16 protein-coding genes are annotated in these 21,797 nt (G+C 62.0%); 5 read left to right on the top strand and 11 right to left on the bottom strand.

What is annotated here, in order from left to right; all coding sequences use genetic code 11:
• Positions 1 to 88 precede the first annotated feature (88 nt).
• From EPJ54_RS13850 to EPJ54_RS13830, 5 genes are all read right to left on the bottom strand, one after another.
• Positions 89 to 295 (bottom strand): hypothetical protein, encoded by a 207-nt coding sequence (locus tag EPJ54_RS13850; RefSeq protein ID WP_135212332.1) that lies wholly within the window; start codon positions 293 to 295, stop codon positions 89 to 91.
• A gap of 955 nt (positions 296 to 1,250) precedes the next feature.
• Positions 1,251 to 1,583, bottom strand: coding sequence for an SMR family transporter (locus EPJ54_RS13845; protein WP_135212331.1), 333 nt, complete (start codon positions 1,581 to 1,583; stop codon positions 1,251 to 1,253).
• A complete protein-coding gene (locus tag EPJ54_RS13840) occupies positions 1,580 to 2,329 on the bottom strand; it encodes an SDR family oxidoreductase (RefSeq protein WP_135212330.1) in 750 nt (249 codons plus the stop codon). The genes EPJ54_RS13845 and EPJ54_RS13840 overlap by 4 nt, the downstream gene beginning before the upstream one ends.
• Positions 2,326 to 2,691, bottom strand: a complete 366-nt coding sequence (locus tag EPJ54_RS13835; RefSeq protein WP_167755730.1) for a dihydroneopterin aldolase — start codon at positions 2,689 to 2,691, stop codon at positions 2,326 to 2,328. Before EPJ54_RS13835 ends, EPJ54_RS13840 begins: the two co-directional genes overlap by 4 nt.
• A 13-nt stretch (positions 2,692 to 2,704) precedes the next feature.
• Positions 2,705 to 3,541, bottom strand: a complete 837-nt coding sequence (locus tag EPJ54_RS13830) for a DMT family transporter (protein WP_135212328.1) — start codon at positions 3,539 to 3,541, stop codon at positions 2,705 to 2,707.
• Positions 3,542 to 3,626: 85 nt separating this feature from the next.
• Between EPJ54_RS13830 and EPJ54_RS13825 the strand changes: the two genes are divergently transcribed.
• Positions 3,627 to 4,844, top strand: a complete 1,218-nt coding sequence (locus tag EPJ54_RS13825) for a saccharopine dehydrogenase family protein (RefSeq protein ID WP_135212327.1) — start codon at positions 3,627 to 3,629, stop codon at positions 4,842 to 4,844.
• 117 nt (positions 4,845 to 4,961) lie between these two features.
• Here EPJ54_RS13825 and EPJ54_RS13820 read toward each other — a convergent pair whose 3' ends face one another.
• Complete coding sequence (locus EPJ54_RS13820) at positions 4,962 to 6,167, bottom strand: pyridoxal phosphate-dependent aminotransferase (protein ID WP_135212326.1); 1,206 nt, start codon at positions 6,165 to 6,167, stop codon at positions 4,962 to 4,964.
• A gap of 132 nt (positions 6,168 to 6,299) precedes the next feature.
• On the opposite strand from EPJ54_RS13820, the gene EPJ54_RS13815 reads away from it, so the two are divergent.
• Together EPJ54_RS13815 and EPJ54_RS13810 are read left to right on the top strand one after the other, a co-directional pair.
• On the top strand, positions 6,300 to 6,704 hold the full coding sequence (locus EPJ54_RS13815; protein WP_135212325.1) for a TFIIB-type zinc ribbon-containing protein: 405 nt from the start codon (positions 6,300 to 6,302) through the stop codon (positions 6,702 to 6,704).
• A 115-nt stretch (positions 6,705 to 6,819) separates the two neighbouring features.
• On the top strand, positions 6,820 to 8,985 hold the full coding sequence (locus tag EPJ54_RS13810) for a TonB-dependent receptor plug domain-containing protein (protein ID WP_135212324.1): 2,166 nt from the start codon (positions 6,820 to 6,822) through the stop codon (positions 8,983 to 8,985).
• Positions 8,986 to 9,060: 75 nt separating this feature from the next.
• Here the strand turns inward: EPJ54_RS13810 and rpoC are convergent, their stop codons facing one another.
• From rpoC to map, 5 genes are all read right to left on the bottom strand, one after another.
• On the bottom strand, positions 9,061 to 13,239 hold the full coding sequence (gene rpoC / locus EPJ54_RS13805; RefSeq protein WP_135212323.1) for a DNA-directed RNA polymerase subunit beta': 4,179 nt from the start codon (positions 13,237 to 13,239) through the stop codon (positions 9,061 to 9,063).
• 105 nt (positions 13,240 to 13,344) lie between these two features.
• Complete coding sequence (gene rpoB / locus EPJ54_RS13800; RefSeq protein ID WP_135212322.1) at positions 13,345 to 17,442, bottom strand: DNA-directed RNA polymerase subunit beta; 4,098 nt, start codon at positions 17,440 to 17,442, stop codon at positions 13,345 to 13,347.
• 234 nt (positions 17,443 to 17,676) lie between these two features.
• Entirely contained in the window at positions 17,677 to 18,051 is a 375-nt protein-coding gene (gene rplL, locus EPJ54_RS13795) for a 50S ribosomal protein L7/L12 (protein ID WP_135212321.1), read from the bottom strand.
• Positions 18,052 to 18,108: 57 nt separating this feature from the next.
• Positions 18,109 to 18,624: a 50S ribosomal protein L10 gene (rplJ, locus tag EPJ54_RS13790; protein WP_135212320.1), complete on the bottom strand. Its 516-nt coding sequence runs from the start codon at positions 18,622 to 18,624 to the stop codon at positions 18,109 to 18,111.
• Positions 18,625 to 19,050: 426 nt separating this feature from the next.
• Positions 19,051 to 19,797 (bottom strand): type I methionyl aminopeptidase, encoded by a 747-nt coding sequence (map, locus tag EPJ54_RS13785; RefSeq protein ID WP_135212319.1) that lies wholly within the window; start codon positions 19,795 to 19,797, stop codon positions 19,051 to 19,053.
• A 45-nt stretch (positions 19,798 to 19,842) separates the two neighbouring features.
• Here map and EPJ54_RS13780 point away from each other — a divergent pair, with 45 nt between their 5' ends.
• Both EPJ54_RS13780 and EPJ54_RS13775 read left to right on the top strand, forming a co-directional pair.
• Complete coding sequence (locus EPJ54_RS13780; protein ID WP_135212318.1) at positions 19,843 to 20,391, top strand: glutathione peroxidase; 549 nt, start codon at positions 19,843 to 19,845, stop codon at positions 20,389 to 20,391.
• A 111-nt stretch (positions 20,392 to 20,502) separates the two neighbouring features.
• Positions 20,503 to 21,747, top strand: coding sequence for a toll/interleukin-1 receptor domain-containing protein (locus EPJ54_RS13775; RefSeq protein ID WP_135212317.1), 1,245 nt, complete (start codon positions 20,503 to 20,505; stop codon positions 21,745 to 21,747).
• Positions 21,748 to 21,797 lie beyond the last annotated feature (50 nt).

The following is a 21,797-nucleotide window of genomic DNA, read 5'->3' as shown; positions in this document are numbered from 1 at the left end:
CATGCAAAATCAGAAAATGATAAGGGCCTCGGAGGTGTCTCCGAGGCCCTTATACCTGATTTGTAACATTGTCACAGGTTAGTGAGACTTAGGACTTCCAGGCGAGATCGCCAAAATCCAACGGCTTCACTTTGCCGGCTTCAACAGCCGCATAGAGGCTATTCACTTCCGCGCATACTTCTTCTGCCGTCGTTTCAGATAGGCTCTGGAAGAAGAACTTCACGTCCAGCAAGCCGTCTTCATCACGCTTACGCGCGAAAATGGCGGCGAGTTTTTGGCACTCAGTATCGGTCATTTCACTCGCCTCCTTTCTTTGGGGCGCTAGAATCAAAATCCAATATCAACGCTGATCGCTGGCAAAAGTTGCCTAGTTCCCCGCGCCGACAAGTCATCATACCACTTAGATTCGCACCAATCTACAACTAAAGCTTGACAAATTGATGATTCATGGGTGGCAAACAGACATGGTTAGAAACCTCTGAATCACAAGAGGAGCAACCATGCTCCGGTTCAACAGGGTGATGGGGTACCCCGTCAAGCTGGGGTACCCCAGAAATCTGGCTCGGGTACCTTCGTGGATGCAATAATGTGTAATCGGGGCAGTATCGCCCGGTTGGGGCGAGCCCCCGCCAACTCAAGCGATCGCGGACAAAATTCCTACCCCTCTAGGACTATTTTCCAAAACGGCAACCTGACACCGCAGGCCGATTTGTCGGGCTTGGCCCTCTCCGTTTCCGATGTGTCTCTGAGAGCGGCCATGGGGTTAGCTCAAGTCAGGGTACGTCAAGTATAATATCGCCAAGGGCGCCGGTTCGACCGACGCCCTTCAAATATCCAGCATTCTCATAATCTCGCCTTTGATCTTGCGCCCTTCAGGGCCTGGGATTTGGGGCGGAGAGCTTAGACGGCCGTGATTTGCGCAGCTTGCCAAACCGTGGCGTAGGCGGCCGGCGCGAACACTGCGAGGGCGGCGACGAGGGCGTAAAACTTGGTCATTTCTAGCTCCAACTCTGTGAACCGGAGCACCGCGCTCCGATGAGTTGAAGGTAGTAGAGCCTTAGCCATAACGATGTGACCGCGGGCACAGGGCGATCGCGTCGATAGCTGGCGGATTAAGGCAGCAAGCCATGCCTTGGTACGATCATGCGATACTAGGTTGTGTTGCTGTTTCTGGCAGTGGCTATCTGGGAGCGCCTTGGCGAATTGAGCGCTTACTCAAAGGGCGCGCTGGGCCGTCTTGAACGCTCCCGCTAATGCGCGGCCGTTTTCGAGAACAAATTCATCACCACAACGCCGGCGACGATGAGCGCCATGCCGATCATTGCGGCGGCGTCGAGCTTTTGGCCTTGCAGCAGCCACGCAGCGAGCGCGATCAGCACCACGCCGACGCCTGACCAAATCGCGTACGCCACGCCGGTCGGGATCGTCTTCAAGGTCAACGAGAGCAAATAGAACGCGATCCCGTAGCCGATCACGACGATGACAGACGGCCAGAATTTCGTGAACGCGTCCGACGCCTTCAGCGCCGTCGTGCCAATCACTTCCGCGATGATCGCGCCGGCCAGATAGAGATACGCGTTCACATAAAGCCCATGTCGCGCTCATACGTGCGAAAGCGCCGCCCGCTATCGACGTAGATGGTCTGCCCCGTCACCGCGTCGTTCTCGATCAAGAAGCGCGCGGCGTGGGCGATGTTCTCCGGCGTCGGCCCGCTCTGCAGCGGCGTGTCGTCGTGCAAACGCTGGTAATCCGCTTTCGCCTGCCCCGGCGCCGGCAACACATAGCCCGGCGCGATCGCATTCACGCGCACATTCGGCGCAAGCGCGCGCGCCAACAGCTCCGTCGCGCCCGCGAGCGCGTATTTCGAGAGCGTGTAGGAGAAATGATCCGGGTATGGGCTCGCCAATTTGAAATCGAGGAAGTTCACGACCACGCCGCGTTGGCCATCCGGCAGCGCTTCCGCGAACTCACGCGCCAACAGCGAGGGCGTGAACGTGTTGAGCGCAATATGGCGCTGCAACAATTCCTCACTCAAAGTGTCGATCGTATCGTGCTCGAACATCGCCGCCGTGTTCACGAGCGCGGTCAGCGGCCCTCCGGCCGTTTCCACCGCGCGCGAGATCAGCGCATGGCGCTCGGCCGCATCATCGAGATCAGCGCCGACGATGGCCGCCGCGCCGCCACTCTGGCGCGCCTCGGCCGCGACGGCCTCGGCCTCCCCGGCCGAGTGGCGATAATGGATCACCACGCCCCAGCCATGCGCCGCCAGCTCCAGCGCCACCGCGCGGCCAAGCCTTTGGCCCGCGCCCGTTACGAGGGCCCAGTTCATGCTTGCTCTCGCCTAATCGTCACCGACACCAGGCCGTCGCCCGACAGCACAGACGGCTTCTTCACCGTCACCTCAACCCAGCGCGCGCGCTCCGAGAGCGAGAGGCAATGCCCGGCGACGCGATCGGCCAAGGTCTCGATCAGATGCGCCGGCTCGCCCAGGTCGTCGCGAATGAAATAGATGATGCGGTCGTAATCGACGGTCGCACCGATGCGATCTTCGTTCGGATAATCCGGCGGGTCGGCCAAAGCCATGACGACGGAAATGCGCACCTCTTGCGGGGCCGCGCGCTCGGGATCGGGGACGCCGACGCGAACCAGCGCCTTGGCGTCGTCGATGCGGATGATGTGTAGGTCTGCCACGGCGGCAATCTAGTCAGCCGAAGGCGATCAGGCCAGCGCCCGCGGCCACGATTATCGCGCCGGCCCAGCGCCGCAGGCCCAAGCGCTCGCGCAGGATGAAAAACGCGATCAAAGCGCCGAACACGACGGAGGTTTCGCGCAGCGCCGTCACCTGCGCGATGGGCGCGAAGGTCTGCGCCCAGAGCACGAGGCCGTAGCCCAGGAACGAGATGATTCCGATGGCGATGCCGCGCCAGGGCGCCACGGCCGCGTCGCGCAACATCTGCCGCACGCCGCGCTTCCAGAACGCGAACGCGATCATCGGCACGCCCATAACGCCGGATGTCCACGCCACATAGACCAAAGCATCGCCGCCGACGCGCGCGCCAAGCGCGTCGACCAGTGAATACGCCGAAATGCAAAGCCCGATCAGCAACGCCCAGAGCGTCGCTTTCAGCGGCGCGTTTGGGCTCACGCCCACCGCGAGCACGCCAAGCGAAACCAGCGCGATGCCGACCATCTTCAGCGGCGCTGGCGCTTCGTGCGCCGTGATCGCCGCGCCCACCGCCACCAGTAACGGCGCCGAGCCCCGCGAGAGCGTGTAGATGTGGCTCAAATCGCCCATGTCGTAGCCGCGAAACAGCGCCACCCAATAGATTAGATGGATCAGCACTGACGCAATCAGATAAGGCCAAGCCTCGGCCTTCGGCGCACCCCAGACAAGCGCAACCACGCCCCACATGATGATGCCGCCGATCGCGATCAGAAACGCATCCGCAACGCGATCGCCACGTCCGCCTTTCAGGGCGGCGTTCCAGCTTGCATGAATGAGGGCCGAGCTAAACGCTGCGGCAATGGCGAGCGGCGGCATCTTAGAGGCACACTAGACCACGCCTCGCACACGGGTGCACGCACGCTTGTCGCATGCTAGTCATGCGCAAAAGGGAGGGCGCACGATGAGCGCACAGGAATTCGACGTCGTCGTTTACGGCGCGACAGGCTTCACCGGGCGCTTAGTCGCCGAGCATTTGCTGAAGACTTACGGTGCGGAAGGCCAAGTGCGCTGGGCGATGGCCGGGCGCGACCCTGCCAAGCTCCGCGCCGTCGCCGCCGAGATCGGCGCGCCGGCCAGCGTGCCGCTGATCGAAGCCAACGCGCGCGATGCCGCGTCGCTCGAAGCTTTGGCGAAACGTGCGCGCACCATCATCACCACGGTCGGCCCCTATCAGCTTTATGGCGAACCGCTGCTCGCGGCCTGCGCCAAGGTTGGCACGGATTACGTCGATCTCTGCGGCGAGCCGAACTGGATGCAGGCGATGATCGCCAAATACGACGCGACCGCCAAGCAAAGCGGCGCGCGCATCGTGTTCTCCTGCGGCTTCGACTCGATCCCGTTCGATTGCGGCGTTTGGTTCTTGCAGCAGCAAGCGCGCGCACGCTTCGACGCGCCAGTGCAAAGCGTGCGCGGTCGCGTGCGTAAAATGAAGGGCACGTTCTCCGGCGGCACACTGGCGTCGATGCTGGCGACCTTGGACGCGAGCAAGCGCGATCCAAGCATTGGCGCTGCGATGCTCGATCCATTCGCGCTCTCGCCGGCGCGCGGGGTCGATCAGCCGAAGGGCGATGCCGTGATCGAAGATGCCGACATCGGCTCGTGGGCCGCGCCCTTCGTGATGGCGGCGATCAACACCAAAAACGTGCACCGCACCAACGCGCTCGCCGGCTATCCGTACGGCCGCGATTTCACCTACGACGAAATGATGATGACCGGCGGCGGCGCTGACGGTGAGAAACGCGCGCGTGGCATGCTCAAGCAATCGCGCACGCAAAACGCGCTATTGAACTTCGCACCGACACGCGCGCTGCTGCGCCAGTTCGCGCTGCCGAAGCCCGGCCAAGGGCCCAACAAGGAACAGCGCGAAACCGGCATGTTCGACGTGCTCTATGTCGGCAATCTGAGCGACGGCCGCTCGCTGCGCGTTGGCGTCAGCGGCGACAAGGATCCGGGCTACGGCTCGACGTCAAAGATGATCTCCGAAGCTGCACTCTGCCTGAACGACACGCCGCGCAGCACCACGCCCGGCGGAATCTGGACGCCCGCCGCCGCCATGGGTGACGCGTTGATCGCGCGACTGCAGGAGCGCGCGGGGTTGAGGTTCAAGTTGGAGAACTAGTTATCGACTCTCCTCCCCGCGTGCGGGGAGGAGTTGGAGGTGGGGAGAGCGCCGCTCTGTCCGGAAGGTCTGAGCTGTCCCCACCCCTGCCCCTCCCCGCGATGCGGGGAGGGATGATTAGCTCAAGCTCGCGCAGAACCTTTGAATCCGCGCGCACGCGTCTTCCAGCTCCGTGTTCGACGTCGCGTACGAAATCCGGAAGTTCGGCGCCAAGCCGAATGCCGTGCCGTGCACGACGGCGACGGCTTCCGCTTCCAACAGCTCCATCGCAAACGTCACGTCGCTGTCGATCACTTTGCCGCCTGGCGTCTTCTTGCCGATCAGGTCCGCGCATGAGGGATAGACGTAGAACGCGCCTTCCGGCGTCGGGCACTTCAAGCCCTGCGCCTGGTTCAGCATCGATACGACGAGATCACGCCGCTCTTGGAAGAGCGCCTTGTTCTTCGGAATGAAGTCCTGCGTACCGTTGAGCGCTTCCACAGCGGCCCATTGCGAGATCGAGGATGGGTTCGACGTCGTTTGCGTCATCACCGACGCCATGCCCTTGATCAGCCATTCGGGGCCCGCAGCGTAGCCGATGCGCCAGCCCGTCATCGAATAAGCCTTCGACACGCCGTTCATCGTCAGCGTGCGGTCATACAAACGCGGCTCGACTTGCGCGATCGTCGTGAATTCGAAATCGCCATAGACGAGGTGCTCGTACATATCGTCGGTGAGGATGAGCACGTTCGGGAAGTCGATCAGCACGGCTGCGATCGCCGCGAGCTCGGCGCGCGTGTAGGCCGCGCCCGAGGGGTTCGACGGCGAATTGAGCAGCACCCATTTCGTGTGCGGCGTCAGCGCCTTGGCCAAATCCTTCGGATCGACCTTGAAGCCGTTCTCCATCCGCGTTTCGACGAACACTGGCGTGCCGCCGCATATCAGCGCCATGTCAGGATAGCTCACCCAATATGGCGCCGGTATCACCACCTCATCGCCGGGATTGAGCGTGGCCAGGAAGGCGTTGAAAATGACCGGCTTACCGCCCGGCGACACGTTCACTTGGCTGCGCTTGTATTCCAAGCCGTTCTCACGCTTGAATTTGGCGCAGATCGCGTCCTTAAGCTCCGGGATGCCGTCGACGTCGGTGTACTTGGTCTTGCCATCTTGGATGGCGCGGATCGCCGCTTCCTTGATGTTTTGCGGCGTATCGAAATCGGGCTCGCCGGCGGAGAGGGCGATGCAATTCCGGCCAGCCGCTTTCAGCTCGCGCGCCTTGGCGCTCATTGCGATAGTGGCGGACGGCTTTACGCGCTTCAGCGCATCGGAAACTGAATGTGACATCACCCTGCCCGTTAGATTCGGAACCGGCGGCACCCTAGGGCAATCGCCCCTGCGACGCAGCGTCCCCGCGCCTTCCCTGGCCGCGCCGGATCGCCGCTCCTATATCGCGTTTCATAAGAAAGGGAGAACCGAATGCCGCTGTTGATGTGCCCGAATTGCAACGCCTCGATGAACGAGGTGAAGCGCGACGACGTGGCTTTCGATATGTGCCCGACCTGCCGAGGCGTGTGGCTCGACCGGGGCGAACTGGAAAAGATCATCGCCGGCGCTCGCGACGATCGCGCCGCGTTCGAACAAGACCGCCAGCAATTCTACCAAGACCCGGACGCGTACCGCCGCTCCCACCCGCAACCGCCGCCGCAACCGCAACCTCAACAGGCCCCGCGCCAGCAACAAGGCTATGGCTACGGCGAACGCGGCGAGTATGGCGAGCGCGGTGAGTATGGTGAGCGGGGCGAGTACGGCGAACGCGGCCATTACGACCAACACGGCCGCCGCAAACGCCGCGGCTTCGATCTGTTCGATATTTTCGACTGATCGACATTTCGGCCGGACCAGCTGCAATCGCCTGCCCCAGGTTCGGCGCCAGTGGATGATCCATTGAGGTTTCCGCGTCAGTCTCCGCTGACGCTGGAACGCGGGGGAATCATCTGTGAAGCGCACTTTCGTGGCGGCGGCGTCCGCCGCCTTGGTATCGGCCGCAAGCGTCGCGCATGCGCAACAATCGCCGCCTTCGCCGACCGCGCCAGCTGCTGAAGCGCCGGCCGAAGAAGAAGACTTTGGCGACGATATCGTCGTTGTCGCCGAGCCAGGCGACCAGGTTCGTATCGATCGGCGCACCTACACGCTGCGCGACGATCCCGCCGCGCAGAGCACCAACATGTTCGACGTGCTCGGCCGCGTGCCCTCGGTGAGCGTGGCGCCCTCAGGCGCGGTGACCCTGCTGGGCGCTGACAACGTCACTATCCAGATCAACGGCCAGCCGGTGCCGGGCACAAACTTGGAGCAGGTGCTGCGCGGCATCACCGGCGCTGAAGTCCAGCGTATCGAAGTGATCACCAATCCAGGCGCCCAGCATTCGGCCGCGGCCTCCGGCGGCATCATCAACATCATCACGCGCCAGCGCCTGGATGGCGGGCTCACCGGCAATGTGCAAGCCGGCTACGATACGATGGGCAGCTACCATCTGGGCGTATCGCCAAATTGGTCGCGCGGGCCGTGGTCGCTGAGCGGCGGTTTCGGCGGTTGGGGCGGCGCGCAATCGCAGGACTTCACCCGCGAGCGGCGGATCTTGAGCTCGGGCGACACCACACTTGAAGAAGGCGATCAGGACATTGAGTTCGGCGGCTTCTATGTCGGCCGCGCGACTGTCGGCTATCGCCCTACGGAGAAACAGCGCTTCACGTTGGCGCTCGATCTCGTGCGCGGCGGCAACGACATTACGCGCGACACGGAAACGACCGAGAGCGGCGCACCCGCGTCGGCGCAGACCAATCTCAACATGGTCGAGTTCTACAATCAGGGTCTGACCTTCGAATTCCAGCAAGACGGCGCGCTGCCGCGCGAATTGCTGAAAGCGAACATCAATGTCGGCAGCAATGGCGTCCAGTTCGAGCAAGAATTCGCCTATACGCCGCTGGTTGGCACAGCGCGTGAATCGCGCTCGCTCAACGAGCAAGATACCGACAGCGCCAATGCGCGGCTCGAATACGAGCGCCCCTTCGGCGAGGAGCGCTTCCTCAGCGCAGGTCTCAATTTCGATATTTCCGAAACCGACATCGAAACCGCGCGCACGACCTTGGTGGGCCCCGCTATCCCAGCGGACTTCTCAGCGCTGCTCGAAGGCCGCCAACAAACGCTTGCGGGCTACGGCACGTTTCAATTCGAGGCGGCGGGCTGGACATGGCAACCCGGCGTGCGCTTGGAGAATTATCGTCGCGAGGTCATGTCCGGCGGGCTTGAAAGCGACGATGCGGACCTGCGCACATTCCCCAGCATCCATGTGCGCCGCGGCCTGAGCGAGAATGTCAATCTCGATCTCAGCTACACCAGCCGCATCCAGCGACCAGGCTTCCAACAGCTCGATCCGGCTCTGCGCTTCGTCGACGTCAACCGCGCCACACGGGGCAACCCGGACCTGGAGCCGTCGCTCACCGACGCCTACGAGGCCAACCTCACCTATCAGAACAATGGGCGTAGCCTCAGCCTCACCTTCTATGATCGCATCAGCGACGACATCTTCTCGCCTTTCACCGAAACGCTGCTCGACGGCACCATTCTGACCACCACAGTCAACGCAGGCACGAGCGAGCAACGCGGCCTGCAAGCGATCGTGCGCGGCCCGATCAGCGAACACTGGCGCTATTCGGCGAATGTGAACCTCATGGAGCGCGAGTTCGATTTCTTAAGCGGCGGCGTTACCGAGCGGCGCAACGAATTCGAATATGATGGCGCCGTTTCGCTCGATTATCGCGACCCCGACCAGAACGCGATCGACGCTGATCAAGTGCAGTTCGAGCTGCGCTTCCAGGGCCCACGCCACACGCTGCAGAGCGATCTCGATGAGTTCGTCGTCGCCAACGTCACCTGGCGGCGCAAGCTCGCGGATCGCATCTACGGCACGCTGTCGGCGCAGGATCTCTTCGGCACGCAAACCAATTTCAACGAGATCACCACCGACACGTATTTCGAACGTACCGAAATCGACAGTGCGGGCACGCGCGTGCGCTTCGCCATCACCTATCAATTCGGCGACGGCCCACAGCGTCCGCCGCCGGATCAGCAACAACCCGGCGGCCCGCCGATCGGAACGCCATAGGTCACAAGCGAAACGGCCCCGGATCGCTCCGGGGCCGTTCTTCTTATCTTTGGGCGTTTCCTCTGCTGAAGCGGCTTATTCAGCTGCTTCAGTTTGACGACCCAAGCGCGCGTCTTCCGCGGCTTCGATCGCGAGTTGCGCATCGCGTTCGGCTGCGAGCTTTTGATAGCGGCGCAGCTGACCACCCGTACCAGCCGGGATGAGACGGCCGACGATGACGTTTTCCTTCAAGCCTTCGAGCGTGTCCGACTTGCCGTAAGCCGCAGCTTCGGTGAGCACGCGCGTGGTTTCTTGGAACGACGCCGCCGAGATGAAGGAACGCGTTTGCAAGCTGGCCTTGGTGATGCCGAGCAGCATGGGCTGGGCCGTCGCCGGCTTCAGACCAAGTTCCAGGACGCGCTTGTTCTCGTCTTCGAGATCGAGTGCTTCCACCGCTTCCCCTTTCAGGAATTCGGTGTCGCCGGCGTCCATCACTTCGACCTTCTGCAGCATCTGGCGAACGATCACCTCGATATGCTTGTCGTTAATCGGCACGCCCTGCAGGCGGTACACTTTCTGAATTTCCTCAACGAGGTAATTCGCCAGCGCTTCGACACCGAGAATGGAGAGGATGTCCTGCGGCGCGGGATTGCCGTCGAGCAGGTAATCGCCCTTCTTCACGAAGTCGCCTTCTTGCACCGGAATGTGCTTGCCCTTCGGGATCATGTACTCGATCGGCTCGAGGCTTTCGTCTTCCGGGACCACGCGCAGACGGCGCTTGTTCTTGTAGTCCTTGCCGAACTCAACACGTCCGTCGCCTTCGGCGATGATCGCGTGATCCTTCGGACGACGGGCTTCGAACAATTCCGCGACGCGCGGCAGACCGCCGGTGATGTCGCGGGTCTTGGCGCCGCCTGTCGGCATACGCGCGAGGTCTTGGCCAGGCGTGACGTCGTCGCCGTCGGCGATCGAAAGAATTGCGCCGACCGGCAGCGTGTAACGCGCGTCCGTGCCGTTCGCGAGCTTCGCGGGCTTACCTTTGGCGTCGTAGATGGCGATGCTCGGGCGCAGGTCCGAGCCCTTCGCCGTCGCGCGCCAATCGATGATCACCTTCGACGAAATGCCGGTGGCTTCGTCGAACTCTTCGCGCACCGACACGCCTTCGACGATATCTTCGAACTTCGCCTTACCAGCGACTTCCGTAAGGATCGGCGTGGCGTAGGGGTCCCATTCCGAGATGCGATCACCGCGCTTGATCTTCGAGTTCTCGTCAACGCGCAGACGCGCGCCGAACGAGAGCTTGAAGCTCTGACGCTCCTTGCCTTCTTCGTCGACGACGATGGCTTGCATGTTGCGGCTCATGACGATGAGTTCGCCATTGGCGTTCTTCACCGTGTTGCGGTTCACGAAGCGGATCGAACCGTCGTGCGCCGATTCCATCACCGATTGCTCGGCCACCTGGGCCGCGCCGCCGATGTGGAACGTACGCATCGTGAGCTGCGTGCCAGGCTCGCCGATCGATTGCGCCGCGATGACGCCGACCGCTTCGCCGATGTTCACTTGCGTGTTACGCGCGAGGTCGCGGCCATAGCAAGCGCCGCAGACGCCCGTACGGGTTTCGCAGGTGAGCACAGAGCGCACCTTCACCGCTTGCACGCCGGCCTTCTCGATCAGCACGACGAGGTCTTCGTCGAGGAAGGCGCCAGCCGGCGCCACGATCTTGCCGGTGCCCGGCTCGACCACGTCCACCGCAGCCGTGCGGCCGAGGATACGCGTGCCGAGCGAGACGACGATGTCGGCGCCGTCGATGACCGGGGTCATCTGGATGCCATCCTGCGTGCCGCAATCTTCTTCGGTGATAATGCAATCTTGCGCCACGTCGACGAGACGACGCGTCAGGTAGCCCGAGTTCGCGGTCTTCAACGCGGTGTCCGCGAGGCCCTTACGGGCGCCGTGGGTCGAGTTGAAGTATTCGAGAACCGAGAGGCCTTCCTTGAAGTTTGAGATGATCGGCGTCTCGATGATTTCTCCCGACGGCTTGGCCATCAGGCCGCGCATGCCGGCGAGCTGCTTCATCTGGTTCTTCGAACCACGTGCGCCCGAGTGCGCCATCATGAAGACGGAGTTCAATTCGCCCAGACGGCCATCCTTGAGTTTGGCCGGCTTGGACGCTTCGTCCATCATCGCGTCAGCGACTTTGTCGGTGCACTTCGACCAGGCGTCGACAACCTTGTTGTACTTCTCGCCCTTGGTGATCAGGCCATCGGCGTATTGCTTCTCGTATTCCGACACGCGCTTGCGCGTGTCTTCGACGAGACTTTCCTTCGCCTTCGGCACCACCATGTCGGCCATGCCGAACGAAATGCCGGCCTTCGCCGCTTCCTTGAAGCCGAGTTGCATGATGCGGTCGGCGAAGATCACCGTCGCCTTCTGACCGCAGAAACGGTAAACCTGATCGATCAGGTTGCCGACTTCCTTCTTGGTCATCGTCTGGTCGAGCAGCTTGTGGCTGATCTTCGGGTGACGCGGCAGCACTTCGGCGAGCTTCATGCGGCCCGGCGTCGTGTCGATCGTCATGCGGACCGGCTTGCCATCGGCGTCCACCGTCTCAAAGCGCGCTTTGATCTTGGTGTGCAGCGTGACGACACCCGCTTCGAGCGCGGCTTCGATTTCGGCGATGTTAGCGAACAGCTTGCCTTCGCCCGGCTCGCCTTCCTTCATCAGCGACAAGTAGTAGAGGCCAAGCACGATATCCTGCGACGGCACGATGATCGCCTTGCCGTTCGCCGGCGAGAGGATGTTGTTCGTCGACATCATCAGCACGCGCGCTTCGAGCTGCGCTTCGAGCGACAGCGGAACGTGCACGGCCATTTGGTCGCCGTCGAAGTCAGCGTTGAACGCGGCGCAAACCAGCGGGTGCAGCTGGATCGCCTTGCCTTCGATGAGCTTCGGCTCGAACGCTTGGATGCCCAAGCGGTGGAGCGTCGGCGCGCGGTTGAGCAGGATCGGGTGCTCGCGAATGACTTCTTCGAGCACGTCCCAAACTTCCGGGCGTTCCTTTTCCACCATCCGGCGTGATTGCTTCACGGTGCCGGAGAGGCCCTTCACATCCAAGCGCGCGTAGATGAACGGCTTGAACAATTCGAGCGCCATCTTCTTCGGCAGGCCGCACTGGTGCAGCTTCAGATCCGGACCGACGACGATCACCGAACGGCCAGAATAATCGACGCGCTTGCCAAGCAAGTTCTGACGGAAGCGGCCTTGCTTGCCCTTCAGCATGTCGGCGAGCGACTTCAGCGGACGCTTGTTGGCGCCCGTGATCACGCGGCCGCGGCGGCCGTTGTCGAACAAAGCGTCGACAGCTTCCTGCAGCATCCGCTTTTCGTTGCGGATGATGATGTCCGGCGCGCGGAGCTCCATCAGACGCTTCAAGCGGTTGTTGCGGTTGATGACGCGGCGATAGAGATCGTTCAGATCCGACGTCGCAAAGCGACCGCCATCGAGCGGCACGAGCGGACGCAGTTCCGGCGGGATCACCGGCACGATCGTCAGGATCATCCATTCCGGTTTATTGCCCGAACGGAGGAACGCTTCTACCAACTTCAGGCGCTTGGCCAGCTTCTTCGGCTTCAGTTCCGACGTGGACTCAGCGATTTCCTTGCGGAGTTGCTCAGCTTCTTTTTCGAGGTTGAGCTGGATCAGCAATTCACGGATCGCTTCAGCGCCGATCGAGGCGGTGAAGCTGTCTTCGCCGAACTCGTCCTGCGCACGGAGATACTCTTCTTCCGTCAGAAGCTGCTTGGCCTCGAGCGAGGTCAGGCCCGGCTCGAGCACGATGTACTGTTCAAAGTACAGCACCTTCTCGATGTCCTTCAACGCCATGTCGAGCATCAGCGAGATGCGGCTCGGAAGCGACTTCAGGAACCAGATGTGCGCAACGGGCGCCGCCAGTTCGATGTGGCCCATGCGCTCGCGGCGCACGCGCTGAAGCGTAACTTGGACACCGCACTTTTCGCAGATGATGTCCTTGTACTTCATGCGCTTGTACTTGCCGCACAAGCACTCGTAATCCTTGATCGGGCCAAAGATACGCGCGCAGAACAGGCCGTCGCGTTCCGGCTTGAACGTACGGTAGTTGATCGTCTCGGGCTTCTTGATCTCGCCGAAGCTCCACGACTTGATCTGTTCGGGGCTCGCGATCGAAATCTTGATCTGATCGAAAACAGGCGCCGGCGGCTGATTGCCGAACGTGTTGTTGATCAGGTCTTGGTTCATTGCATTCATCGTTTTGACCTTCCGTCGCGCCGGTGTGCGGCCGGCGCCCCGTGGGTTCGTTCTCGAATTATCCGGCGCGCCTCACCCGAGACGCGCCGGCCATTCCTATTCGGCAGCCTTCACGCGCGTGCCGTCGACCAGTTCGACGTTGAGGCCGAGCGAGCGCATTTCCTTCACGAGCACGTTGAACGACTCGGGGATGCCCGCATCGAACGTGTCGTGACCGCGTGTGATGGCCTCATAGACCTTCGTACGGCCGGCAACGTCGTCCGACTTCACCGTCAGCATTTCCTGGAGCGTGTACGCCGCGCCGTAAGCTTCGAGCGCCCACACTTCCATTTCGCCGAAGCGCTGACCGCCGAACTGCGCCTTGCCGCCCAGCGGTTGCTGCGTGACGAGCGAGTACGGGCCGATGGAGCGCGCGTGGATCTTATCGTCCACCAAGTGGTGCAGCTTCAGCATGTAGATGTAGCCGACCGTGACTTGCCGCTTGAACGGCTCGCCCGTCAGACCATCGTACAATTGAACCTGGCCCGTCTCGGCATAGCCGGCCATGCGCAGGTGCTCACGGATATCGCTATCCTTGGCGCCGTCGAACACCGGCGTCGCGATCGGCACACCCTTGGAGATGTTGCGCGCGAGTTCAGTGATGTCGCTGGTTTCCTTCGGCAGCTCGACGCCGTCACCGTAAACGTCCTTCAACTTCTTCTCGAGCGGCTTACGATCGCCGTCGCGCTCATAGAGCTCAAGCGCTTCACGAACCTGCTTGCCGAGGCCCGCGCACGCCCAACCCAAGTGCGTTTCCAGAATCTGACCGACGTTCATGCGCGATGGCACGCCCAGCGGGTTCAACACGATGTCGACATGGGTGCCGTCTTCAAGGAACGGCATGTCTTCCACCGGCGTGATCTTGGAGATGACGCCCTTGTTGCCGTGACGGCCGGCCATCTTGTCGCCCGGTTGCAGCTTGCGCTTCACCGCGACGAACACTTTGACGACCTTCATCACGCCCGGCGGCAATTCATCGCCGCGCTGCAGCTTATCGACTTTGTCGTGGAAGCGCGCTTCGAGGCGCTTCTTGGCGTCGTCATACTGCTTCTTCAGCGCTTCGATTTCGGTCATCGCGTTTTCGTCGTCGATGCCGAACTGCCACCATTGGCCTTTACTGAACGGCTCGAGCGAGTCTTCGCTGATCGCGTCGCCCTTCTTGAAGCCCTTCGGGCCCGTCGTCGCCGACTTGCCGATCAGGATTTCGCGCAGGCGACCGAAGATGTTGCGCTCGAGGATCGAGAGTTCGTCGTCACGGTCCTTAGCCAGGCGTTCAATCTCTTCGCGCTCGATTTGCAGCGCGCGTTGATCCTTGTCGACGCCGTGACGGTTGAACACGCGGACTTCGACGACCGTGCCGTTGACGCCCGGCGGCAGACGCAGGGACGTGTCGCGCACGTCGCTGGCCTTTTCACCGAAGATGGCGCGCAGCAGCTTTTCTTCCGGCGTCATCGGGCTTTCGCCCTTCGGCGTCACCTTGCCGACCAGAATGTCGCCCGGCTCCAATTCGGCGCCGATCGCCACGATGCCGGCTTCGTCGAGGTTGCGGAGGGCTTCCTCTCCGACGTTCGGGATGTCGCGGGTGATTTCTTCCGGACCAAGCTTCGTGTCGCGGGCGGCGACTTCGAATTCTTCGATATGGATTGAGGTGAACACGTCGTCTTTGACGATGCGCTCGGAGATCAGGATCGAGTCTTCAAAGTTATAGCCGTTCCACGGCATGAACGCGACGAGCACGTTGCGGCCAAGCGCGAGTTCGCCCAGCTCCGTCGACGGACCATCAGCGATGATGTCGTCGGCAGTCACGAGATCGCCGACCTTCACGATTGGGCGCTGCGTGATGCAGGTGTTCTGGTTCGAGCGTTGGAACTTGAGCAGACGATAGATATCGACGCCGGGCTTGGCCGGGTCCTTCTCTTCTGTGGCGCGCACAACGATACGCTGTGAATCGACTTGCTCGACGATGCCGGTGCGGCGCGCGGTGATGGCCGCACCCGAGTCACGCGCCACCGTGCCTTCCATGCCGGTGCCCACGATCGGGGCGTCGGCGCGGAGCAACGGCACGGCTTGGCGTTGCATGTTCGAGCCCATGAGCGCGCGGTTGGCGTCGTCGTTCTCAAGGAACGGGATGAGCGCCGCGGCGACCGAAACAACCTGCTTCGGCGACACGTCCATAAGGTCGATTTCTTCGCGCACGATCTGTTGTGCTTCGCCGTTCTCGCGCGCTTGTACGAGGTCTTCGGCGAGATTGCCCTTCGCATCGAGCTCTGAATTGGCCTGCGCGATCTTGTGCTTGGCCTCTTCCATCGCCGACAGATAGACGATCTCTTGGCTCGGCTTGCCGTTGTGAACCTTGCGGTACGGGCTTTCGATGAAGCCGTACTTGTTCACGCGGGCGTGCGTCGCCAGCGAGTTGATCAGACCGATGTTCGGGCCTTCCGGCGTTTCGATCGGGCAGATGCGGCCGTAGTGCGTCAAGTGCACGTCGCGGACTTCGAAGCCCGCGCGCTCACGCGTCAGACCACCCGGGCCCAGCGCCGAGAGACGACGCTTGTGCGTGATCTCGGAGAGCGGGTTGGTTTGGTCCATGAATTGCGAGAGCTGCGACGAACCGAAGAACTCGCGCACGGCGGCGGCCGCCGGCTTCGCGTTGATCAGATCGTGCGGCATCACGGTTTCGATGTCGACAGACGACATACGTTCCTTGATCGCGCGCTCCATGCGCAAGAGGCCGATGCGATACTGATTTTCCATCAGTTCGCCGACCGAACGCACACGGCGGTTGCCGAGGTTGTCGATGTCGTCGACTTCGCCGCGGCCGTCGCGCAGGTCGGTCAGCGTCTTCAGCACTTCGAGGATGTCTTCCAGGCGCAGGATGCGGATCGAGTCATCCGTGTCCAAGCCCAGGCGCATGTTCATCTTCACGCGGCCCACGGCCGAGAGGTCGTAGCGCTCTTGATCCGAGAACAGGCCGTTGAAAAGCACTTCAGCGGTGTCGATCGTCGGCGGTTCGCCCGGACGCATGACACGATAGATGTCGAACAGCGCTTGTTCGCGGTTCTCGTTCTTGTCGAGCTTCAGCGTGTTGCGGATGTACGGGCCAACGGTCGCCGGATCGATATCCAGGATCGGCAGCTCGTCGATGCCCGCTTCGATCAACGTGGCGAGCACGGTCTCAGACAGCGCGTCGCCGGCTTCGACGTAGATCTCACCCGTTTCCGGATTGACGATGTCTTCGGCGATGTAGCGATCGAACAGATCTTCCGACGGGACTTGGATGTCCACGACGCCGTCTTCGACCAGCTTGTTGGCGATGCGCGCCGAGATCTTCTTGCCGGCTTCGGCCACGACCTTGCCGGTCTTCGCATCGACGAGATCATAGGTCGGCTTCACGCCGCGCCAGCGCTCGGCGCGATACTTCGTCGTCCAGCCCGCGCGCGTGCGCTTATAGACGGACGATTGGTAGAACGTGCTGAGGATTTGCTCGCTCGACATGCCGAGCGCGTAGAGCAGCGTCGTCGCCGGCAGCTTACGCTTCCGGTCGATGCGGACGTACATGATGTCCTTGGCGTCGAACTCGAAATCGAGCCACGAGCCGCGGTACGGGATCACGCGGGCGGCAAACAGCAACTTGCCCGAGGCGTGCGTCTTGCCCTTGTCGTGATCGAAGAACACGCCCGGCGAACGGTGCATCTGAGACACGATCACGCGCTCGGTGCCGTTCACGACGAACGTACCTTTGTCGGTCATGAGCGGGATGTCGCCCAGATAGACGTCTTGTTCTTTGATGTCCTTCACGGACTTCGCGCCGGTCTCTTCGTCCGTTTCGAAGACGATGAGGCGCAGCTTCACCTTCAGCGGCGCGGCGAACGTCATGTCGCGCTGCTGGCATTCTTCGACGTCGAACTTCGGCTCTTCGAATTCGTACGAGACGTATTCGAGCACGGCCCGATCCGAGAAATCGCGGATCGGGAACACCGACTTGAAAACAGCCTGCAGACCTTCATCGATACGTTCGTAGGAACGCTCGTCCTTCTGCAGGAATTGATCGTAGGAGCTCTTTTGCACCTCGATCAGGTTCGGCATCTTCCCGGCTTCCGGGATCTTGCCAAACGACTTGCGAATTTTTTTCTTACCGGTGTACGACAGAGCCATCTGCTCTCCCCATGTGCCCCGCGCTCGGAAGCGGACCCCGGCCAATAGGCCCGCCAAGCGCGGCGCATGAGCCGCCTTCCGCCCTGGTCCCAAGGGAAAATCCCAAGAGCCCGACCCGTTTTCGGAGAACCGCGGGCGGGCGGCTCGTCCGGCGCGTCCAGCAGAGCCGGACACGCAAAGGCGGAAGCCGAAGCCGTTTTGGACGGCTCCTGCTTCCGCTTCAGTGTTTGCGAGTTACTTCAAATCGACCTTCGCGCCGGCCTTTTCAAGTTGGGCCTTGAACTTTTCGGCATCAGCCTTGTTCACGCCTTCCTTCACCGGCTTCGGTGCGCCTTCGACGAGGTCCTTGGCTTCCTTCAGGCCGAGACCCGTGATCGCGCGGACTTCCTTGATGACTTCGATCTTCTTGTCGCCGGCGCTGGTGAGCTGGACCGTGAATTCGGTCTTCTCTTCAGCAGCGGCGGCCGGAGCGCCACCGCCGGCTGCGGCGACAGCGACCGGAGCAGCGGCCGAAACCCCCCACTTCTCTTCGAGAAGCTTGGAGAGTTCAGCGGCTTCGAGAACGGTGAGCGCGGAGAGATCTTCGACGATTTTGTTGAGGTCTGCCATGATTTAGTTCCTGACGTTTTCTGTCTGATTTCAATTCGATAAGCGGAATAGACGGTGTTATGCGGCGTCTTTGGTCGCGTACGCGTTGAGCACGCGCGCCAGCTGGCCGCCGGGCGCTGCGAGCACGCCAGCGATCTTCGTCGCAGGCGCCTGTACGAGGCCAATGATCTTCCCACGCAGCTCGTCGAGAGAAGGCAGCGTGGCCAGAGCCTGCACGCCTGCTTTGTCGAGCAATTGGTCGCCGAAAAGGCCGCCGAGAACGACGAACTTTTCCTTTTCCTTCGCGTACGCGACAGCGACCTTGGCGGCCGTGATCGGGTCAGCGGAGTATGCGATTGCCGTGGGGCCGGTGAACAGCTCCGCCGCCGACGCCTTGGGCGTGTCGGCGATGGCGAGTTTCACCAGGCGGTTTTTCACCACTTTGAGCGCGGCGCCTTCGGAACGAAGGCGCGTGCGCAGCACCGTCAATTCCGCAACAGTCAGACCCGTGTAATGGCCAACGACCACCACACCGGCCCCGGCGAACACGCCTTTCAGCGACTCCACCGTTTCGGCCTTCTGAGCACGATCCATTGCGGTCTCCTCAGTTAGGGCCACCGGCCAATCCGGCGCCCCTAGAAGCGCACGTGGACCAGCCGGCCGGCGGAAAAACCTCCGAGCGGCGCGCGGTCCACGCGCAGCCTGTCCCAGAGGCCGGGCCAACAGAGCGGGCTTGACAGCTCACCCTGAAAAACGTCAGCTCTGTCTATTGCGGGCTCCAGAAAGCCTAAGCTTTCAACGATTTAAGCCACGCACACAGCGCCCTATTGGGCACACCATGTTCGTGGCGCCTGCAGTCTCGGACAGGTACCGGCGAGTTAATTCCCGCCGGATCGGGGCATATGCACGCTTTATTCAGAGCTCGCAAGTGCGCAGGCACAGTTTTCTGCGCTTGGCAAGAAGCTCGCTCATTACGCGACCTAAAGGACACGCTTAGCGCGAGCGGCCTCGGCTACCTGATCAAGCCGCTGTCAGCACCACCGCCCCGCGCTTGGTGGCGACGAGCGTGTGTTCGAACTGCACGGTCGGCCGGCCGGTGTCGGCGCGGAGCGTCCATTCGTCGTCACCGTCGATCGCCCATTCGGAGCCGAGCGAGAGGAAGGGTTCGATGGTGAAAACCATGCCTTCGTGGATACGACGGCGCTCACTTGGATCGTCCCACGTCGCAATCGAGGTTGGCTCTTCATGCAGGCCGCGGCCGACGCCGTGGCTCGCGAGATTACGGATGAGCGTGTAGCCGTTCTTGTCGGCGAAGTGCTGCACGGCGCGGCCGATGTCGCCGAGCTTGGCGCCGGCGCGCACGCTGTTCACGCCGGCCCACATCGCGCGCTTGCCGTCGCGCGTCAGGCGCTCGATGCGCGGCGTCACGGGCGGCATGATAAAGCTTGAGCCGGTGTCGGCGAAATAGCCGTTCAACTCGGCCGACACGTCAATGTTGACGAGATCGCCCGCCTTCAACACACGCTCGCCCGGAATACCATGCGCGATGTCGGGGAACACGGAGATGCAGGTCGCGCCGGGAAAATTGTAGGTGAGCGCCGGCGCGGGCTGCGCGCCCTCCGCTTCCAGCAGCTTAGCGCCGATCTCATCCAGCTCACGCGTGGTCATGCCTGGCTCGAGCGCCTTGCCCATGCTCTGAAGCGTACGCGCGACGATGCCGCCGATCTTTTTCAGCGCTTCAAGGTCGTTGTCGTTATCGATCGTCATAGCTAGCTAGATAGCGCATCTAGCCCAGAAATTCGAGGAGCCTCCATGAGCACGATCCAAGACATCCCATTGAAGCGCATCGACGGCAGCGCCGACACGCTCGCCGCCCACAAGGGCAAAGTGCTGCTCGTGGTGAATGTCGCCTCCAAGTGCGGGCTGACGCCGCAATATGAAGGCTTGGAAAAGCTGTTTGAAGCCAAGCGCGCGCAAGGCCTCGAAGTGCTGGGCTTCCCGGCCAACAATTTCCGCGAACAAGAACCAGGCACGGACGCCGAGATCGCCGATTTCTGCTCGACCACCTACAATGTGCAATTCCCGATCTATTCGAAGATTTCCGTCGTCGGCGCCGATCAGCATCCGCTTTACGCAGCACTCACGAAAGCGCAGCCGGCCGCGATCGGCGAAGGCCCGCACCGCGCACGTCTCGAAGGCTTCAAGATCGCGACCAACCCGGCGCCGGACGTGCTCTGGAATTTCGAAAAGTTCGTGATCGGCCGTAACGGCGACGTCGTCGCCCGCTTCGCGCCGGACGTGACGGCGGATGATCCGCGCCTGGTCAGCGTGCTTGAAGCTGAGTTGGCGAAAAGCGCTTAAGCTTTTGTAGGCAGACGCACACTAAGCGCTCCGGTGAAAGTCGGAGCGCTTTTTTGTTGGCGGCTAGACAAGTGGCGGTAACTGGCTTCTTCTCCCTGCAGGGGGAGACGCATGGAAGGATATTTCGCCAGCATCGCGGGCCTAATCGCGATCGCCGGCGCCGCATTTTCGTACGGCTTTTGGCGCGTCTTCGCGCTTGGCTTCTTGGGCGCGGTGCTGATCGCGTTCGGCGCGCATCACGTTGATCAGTTCGGATATCCTGACGCCTCCTTCCCCTGGCTCGCTCTGATCACAGGCGCCGCTCTGATCGCTGCGGGCGCCTTTCTTCGCAAGCGCACCATCGGGTCGGTTGCGTTCGCGCTCGGTGCGTTCGCGATTTTCTGGGGCGCGACGATCGACGGAGATTTCGTCCGACAAGAATGGAGTTCGCTGCCCGCAATCATTCCGCTCGTTGTGGCGGCGTTTCTCGCGCGCGCACGCGCGGCGCCGCTGCTGGCGCTCTTGGGGTTGTTTTGGATTTCCGTGTTCGGAAGCTCGGCCACCTCAGCGTTCTACGAGCATCTCCCGTCGCTTTACTGGCAATTGGACGGCGTTTTCGATCTCGCCTTGCTCGGCGTTTGGGCCGCGTTGTTGCTCGCGCTCGTTCTCTTCGCGCCGCGCATGGCCGTATTTCGACTGCTCATCTACGGCTTCATCGCGCTGGGCGTCACAGGCGTCGCCTTCGAGCTGGGATATGTGCTTGAGGAGCGCCTTGGCTTCACGCCTGCGCTCCTCCAGTGGCTCAATGGTCCTGAGATCGTCGCAGCGCTCTGGATCGCGCTTTCGCTCATGCTCGCGCGGCACAAATTGTTTGAAGCCGCGGTGACGTCGGATGCCGGTGCGCCGGACATCTTCATCTCCTACAAGCGCGAAGAACGGCCACGCGTAGAGGCGATCGCCGAAGCGCTGCGTGCGCTCAAATTCAAAGTCTGGTTCGACGCGCGCCTCACCTCCGGTAAAGCCTTCGACGATGAGATCAACCAGCAAGTGCGCGCGGCGAAGGCGGTGCTGGTGTGCTGGTCGCCCGGCGCGATCGCGTCTGAATGGGTGCGCGCGGAAGCGACCATCGGCCGCCAGCGCGGCGTCCTGTGCGCGTGTGTACTGGAGCCCTGCGAACTCACGCCGCCATTCAATCTCGTGCACGCGGAAAATTTGAGTTCGGGACCGCTGACTGCGGCGAATCCAGCCTGGATCAAGCTCGTCGAACAATTGGGCGCGCTCGTCGGCCGTCCCGGCCTAGGCGAATTCGTCAGCGCCGACGCCGCCGGCGCCAAAGCCTGGCGCGCCGCCCACCCGAACGATCCGCTCGCGCGCTAGCGAAGAGCCGAGAAAAAACTTTGCGCGCCGATTGTAGAGCGCCCAGGCAT

The organism is Vitreimonas flagellata (genome assembly GCF_004634425.1).
Lineage (GTDB): Bacteria > Pseudomonadota > Alphaproteobacteria > Caulobacterales > Aquidulcibacteraceae > Vitreimonas > Vitreimonas flagellata.
This window is presented reverse-complemented; position numbering and strand designations above follow the sequence as displayed.

Bases quoted from the DNA above. Each gene is read 5' to 3' on its own strand.
- EPJ54_RS13850 (WP_135212332.1), bottom strand. From the start codon at position 295: ATGACCGATACTGAGTGCCAAAAACTCGCCGCCATTTTCGCGCGTAAG.
- EPJ54_RS13840 (WP_135212330.1), bottom strand. From the start codon at position 2,329: ATGAACTGGGCCCTCGTAACGGGCGCGGGCCAAAGGCTTGGCCGCGCG.
- EPJ54_RS13830 (WP_135212328.1), bottom strand. From the start codon at position 3,541: ATGCCGCCGCTCGCCATTGCCGCAGCGTTTAGCTCGGCCCTCATTCAT.
- EPJ54_RS13825 (WP_135212327.1), top strand. From the start codon at position 3,627: ATGAGCGCACAGGAATTCGACGTCGTCGTTTACGGCGCGACAGGCTTC.
- EPJ54_RS13820 (WP_135212326.1), bottom strand. From the start codon at position 6,167: ATGTCACATTCAGTTTCCGATGCGCTGAAGCGCGTAAAGCCGTCCGCC.
- EPJ54_RS13815 (WP_135212325.1), top strand. From the start codon at position 6,300: ATGCCGCTGTTGATGTGCCCGAATTGCAACGCCTCGATGAACGAGGTG.
- rpoC (WP_135212323.1), bottom strand. From the start codon at position 13,239: ATGAACCAAGACCTGATCAACAACACGTTCGGCAATCAGCCGCCGGCG.
- rpoB (WP_135212322.1), bottom strand. From the start codon at position 17,442: ATGGCTCTGTCGTACACCGGTAAGAAAAAAATTCGCAAGTCGTTTGGC.
- rplL (WP_135212321.1), bottom strand. From the start codon at position 18,051: ATGGCAGACCTCAACAAAATCGTCGAAGATCTCTCCGCGCTCACCGTT.
- rplJ (WP_135212320.1), bottom strand. From the start codon at position 18,624: ATGGATCGTGCTCAGAAGGCCGAAACGGTGGAGTCGCTGAAAGGCGTG.
- map (WP_135212319.1), bottom strand. From the start codon at position 19,797: ATGACGATCGATAACGACAACGACCTTGAAGCGCTGAAAAAGATCGGC.
- EPJ54_RS13780 (WP_135212318.1), top strand. From the start codon at position 19,843: ATGAGCACGATCCAAGACATCCCATTGAAGCGCATCGACGGCAGCGCC.
- EPJ54_RS13775 (WP_135212317.1), top strand. From the start codon at position 20,503: ATGGAAGGATATTTCGCCAGCATCGCGGGCCTAATCGCGATCGCCGGC.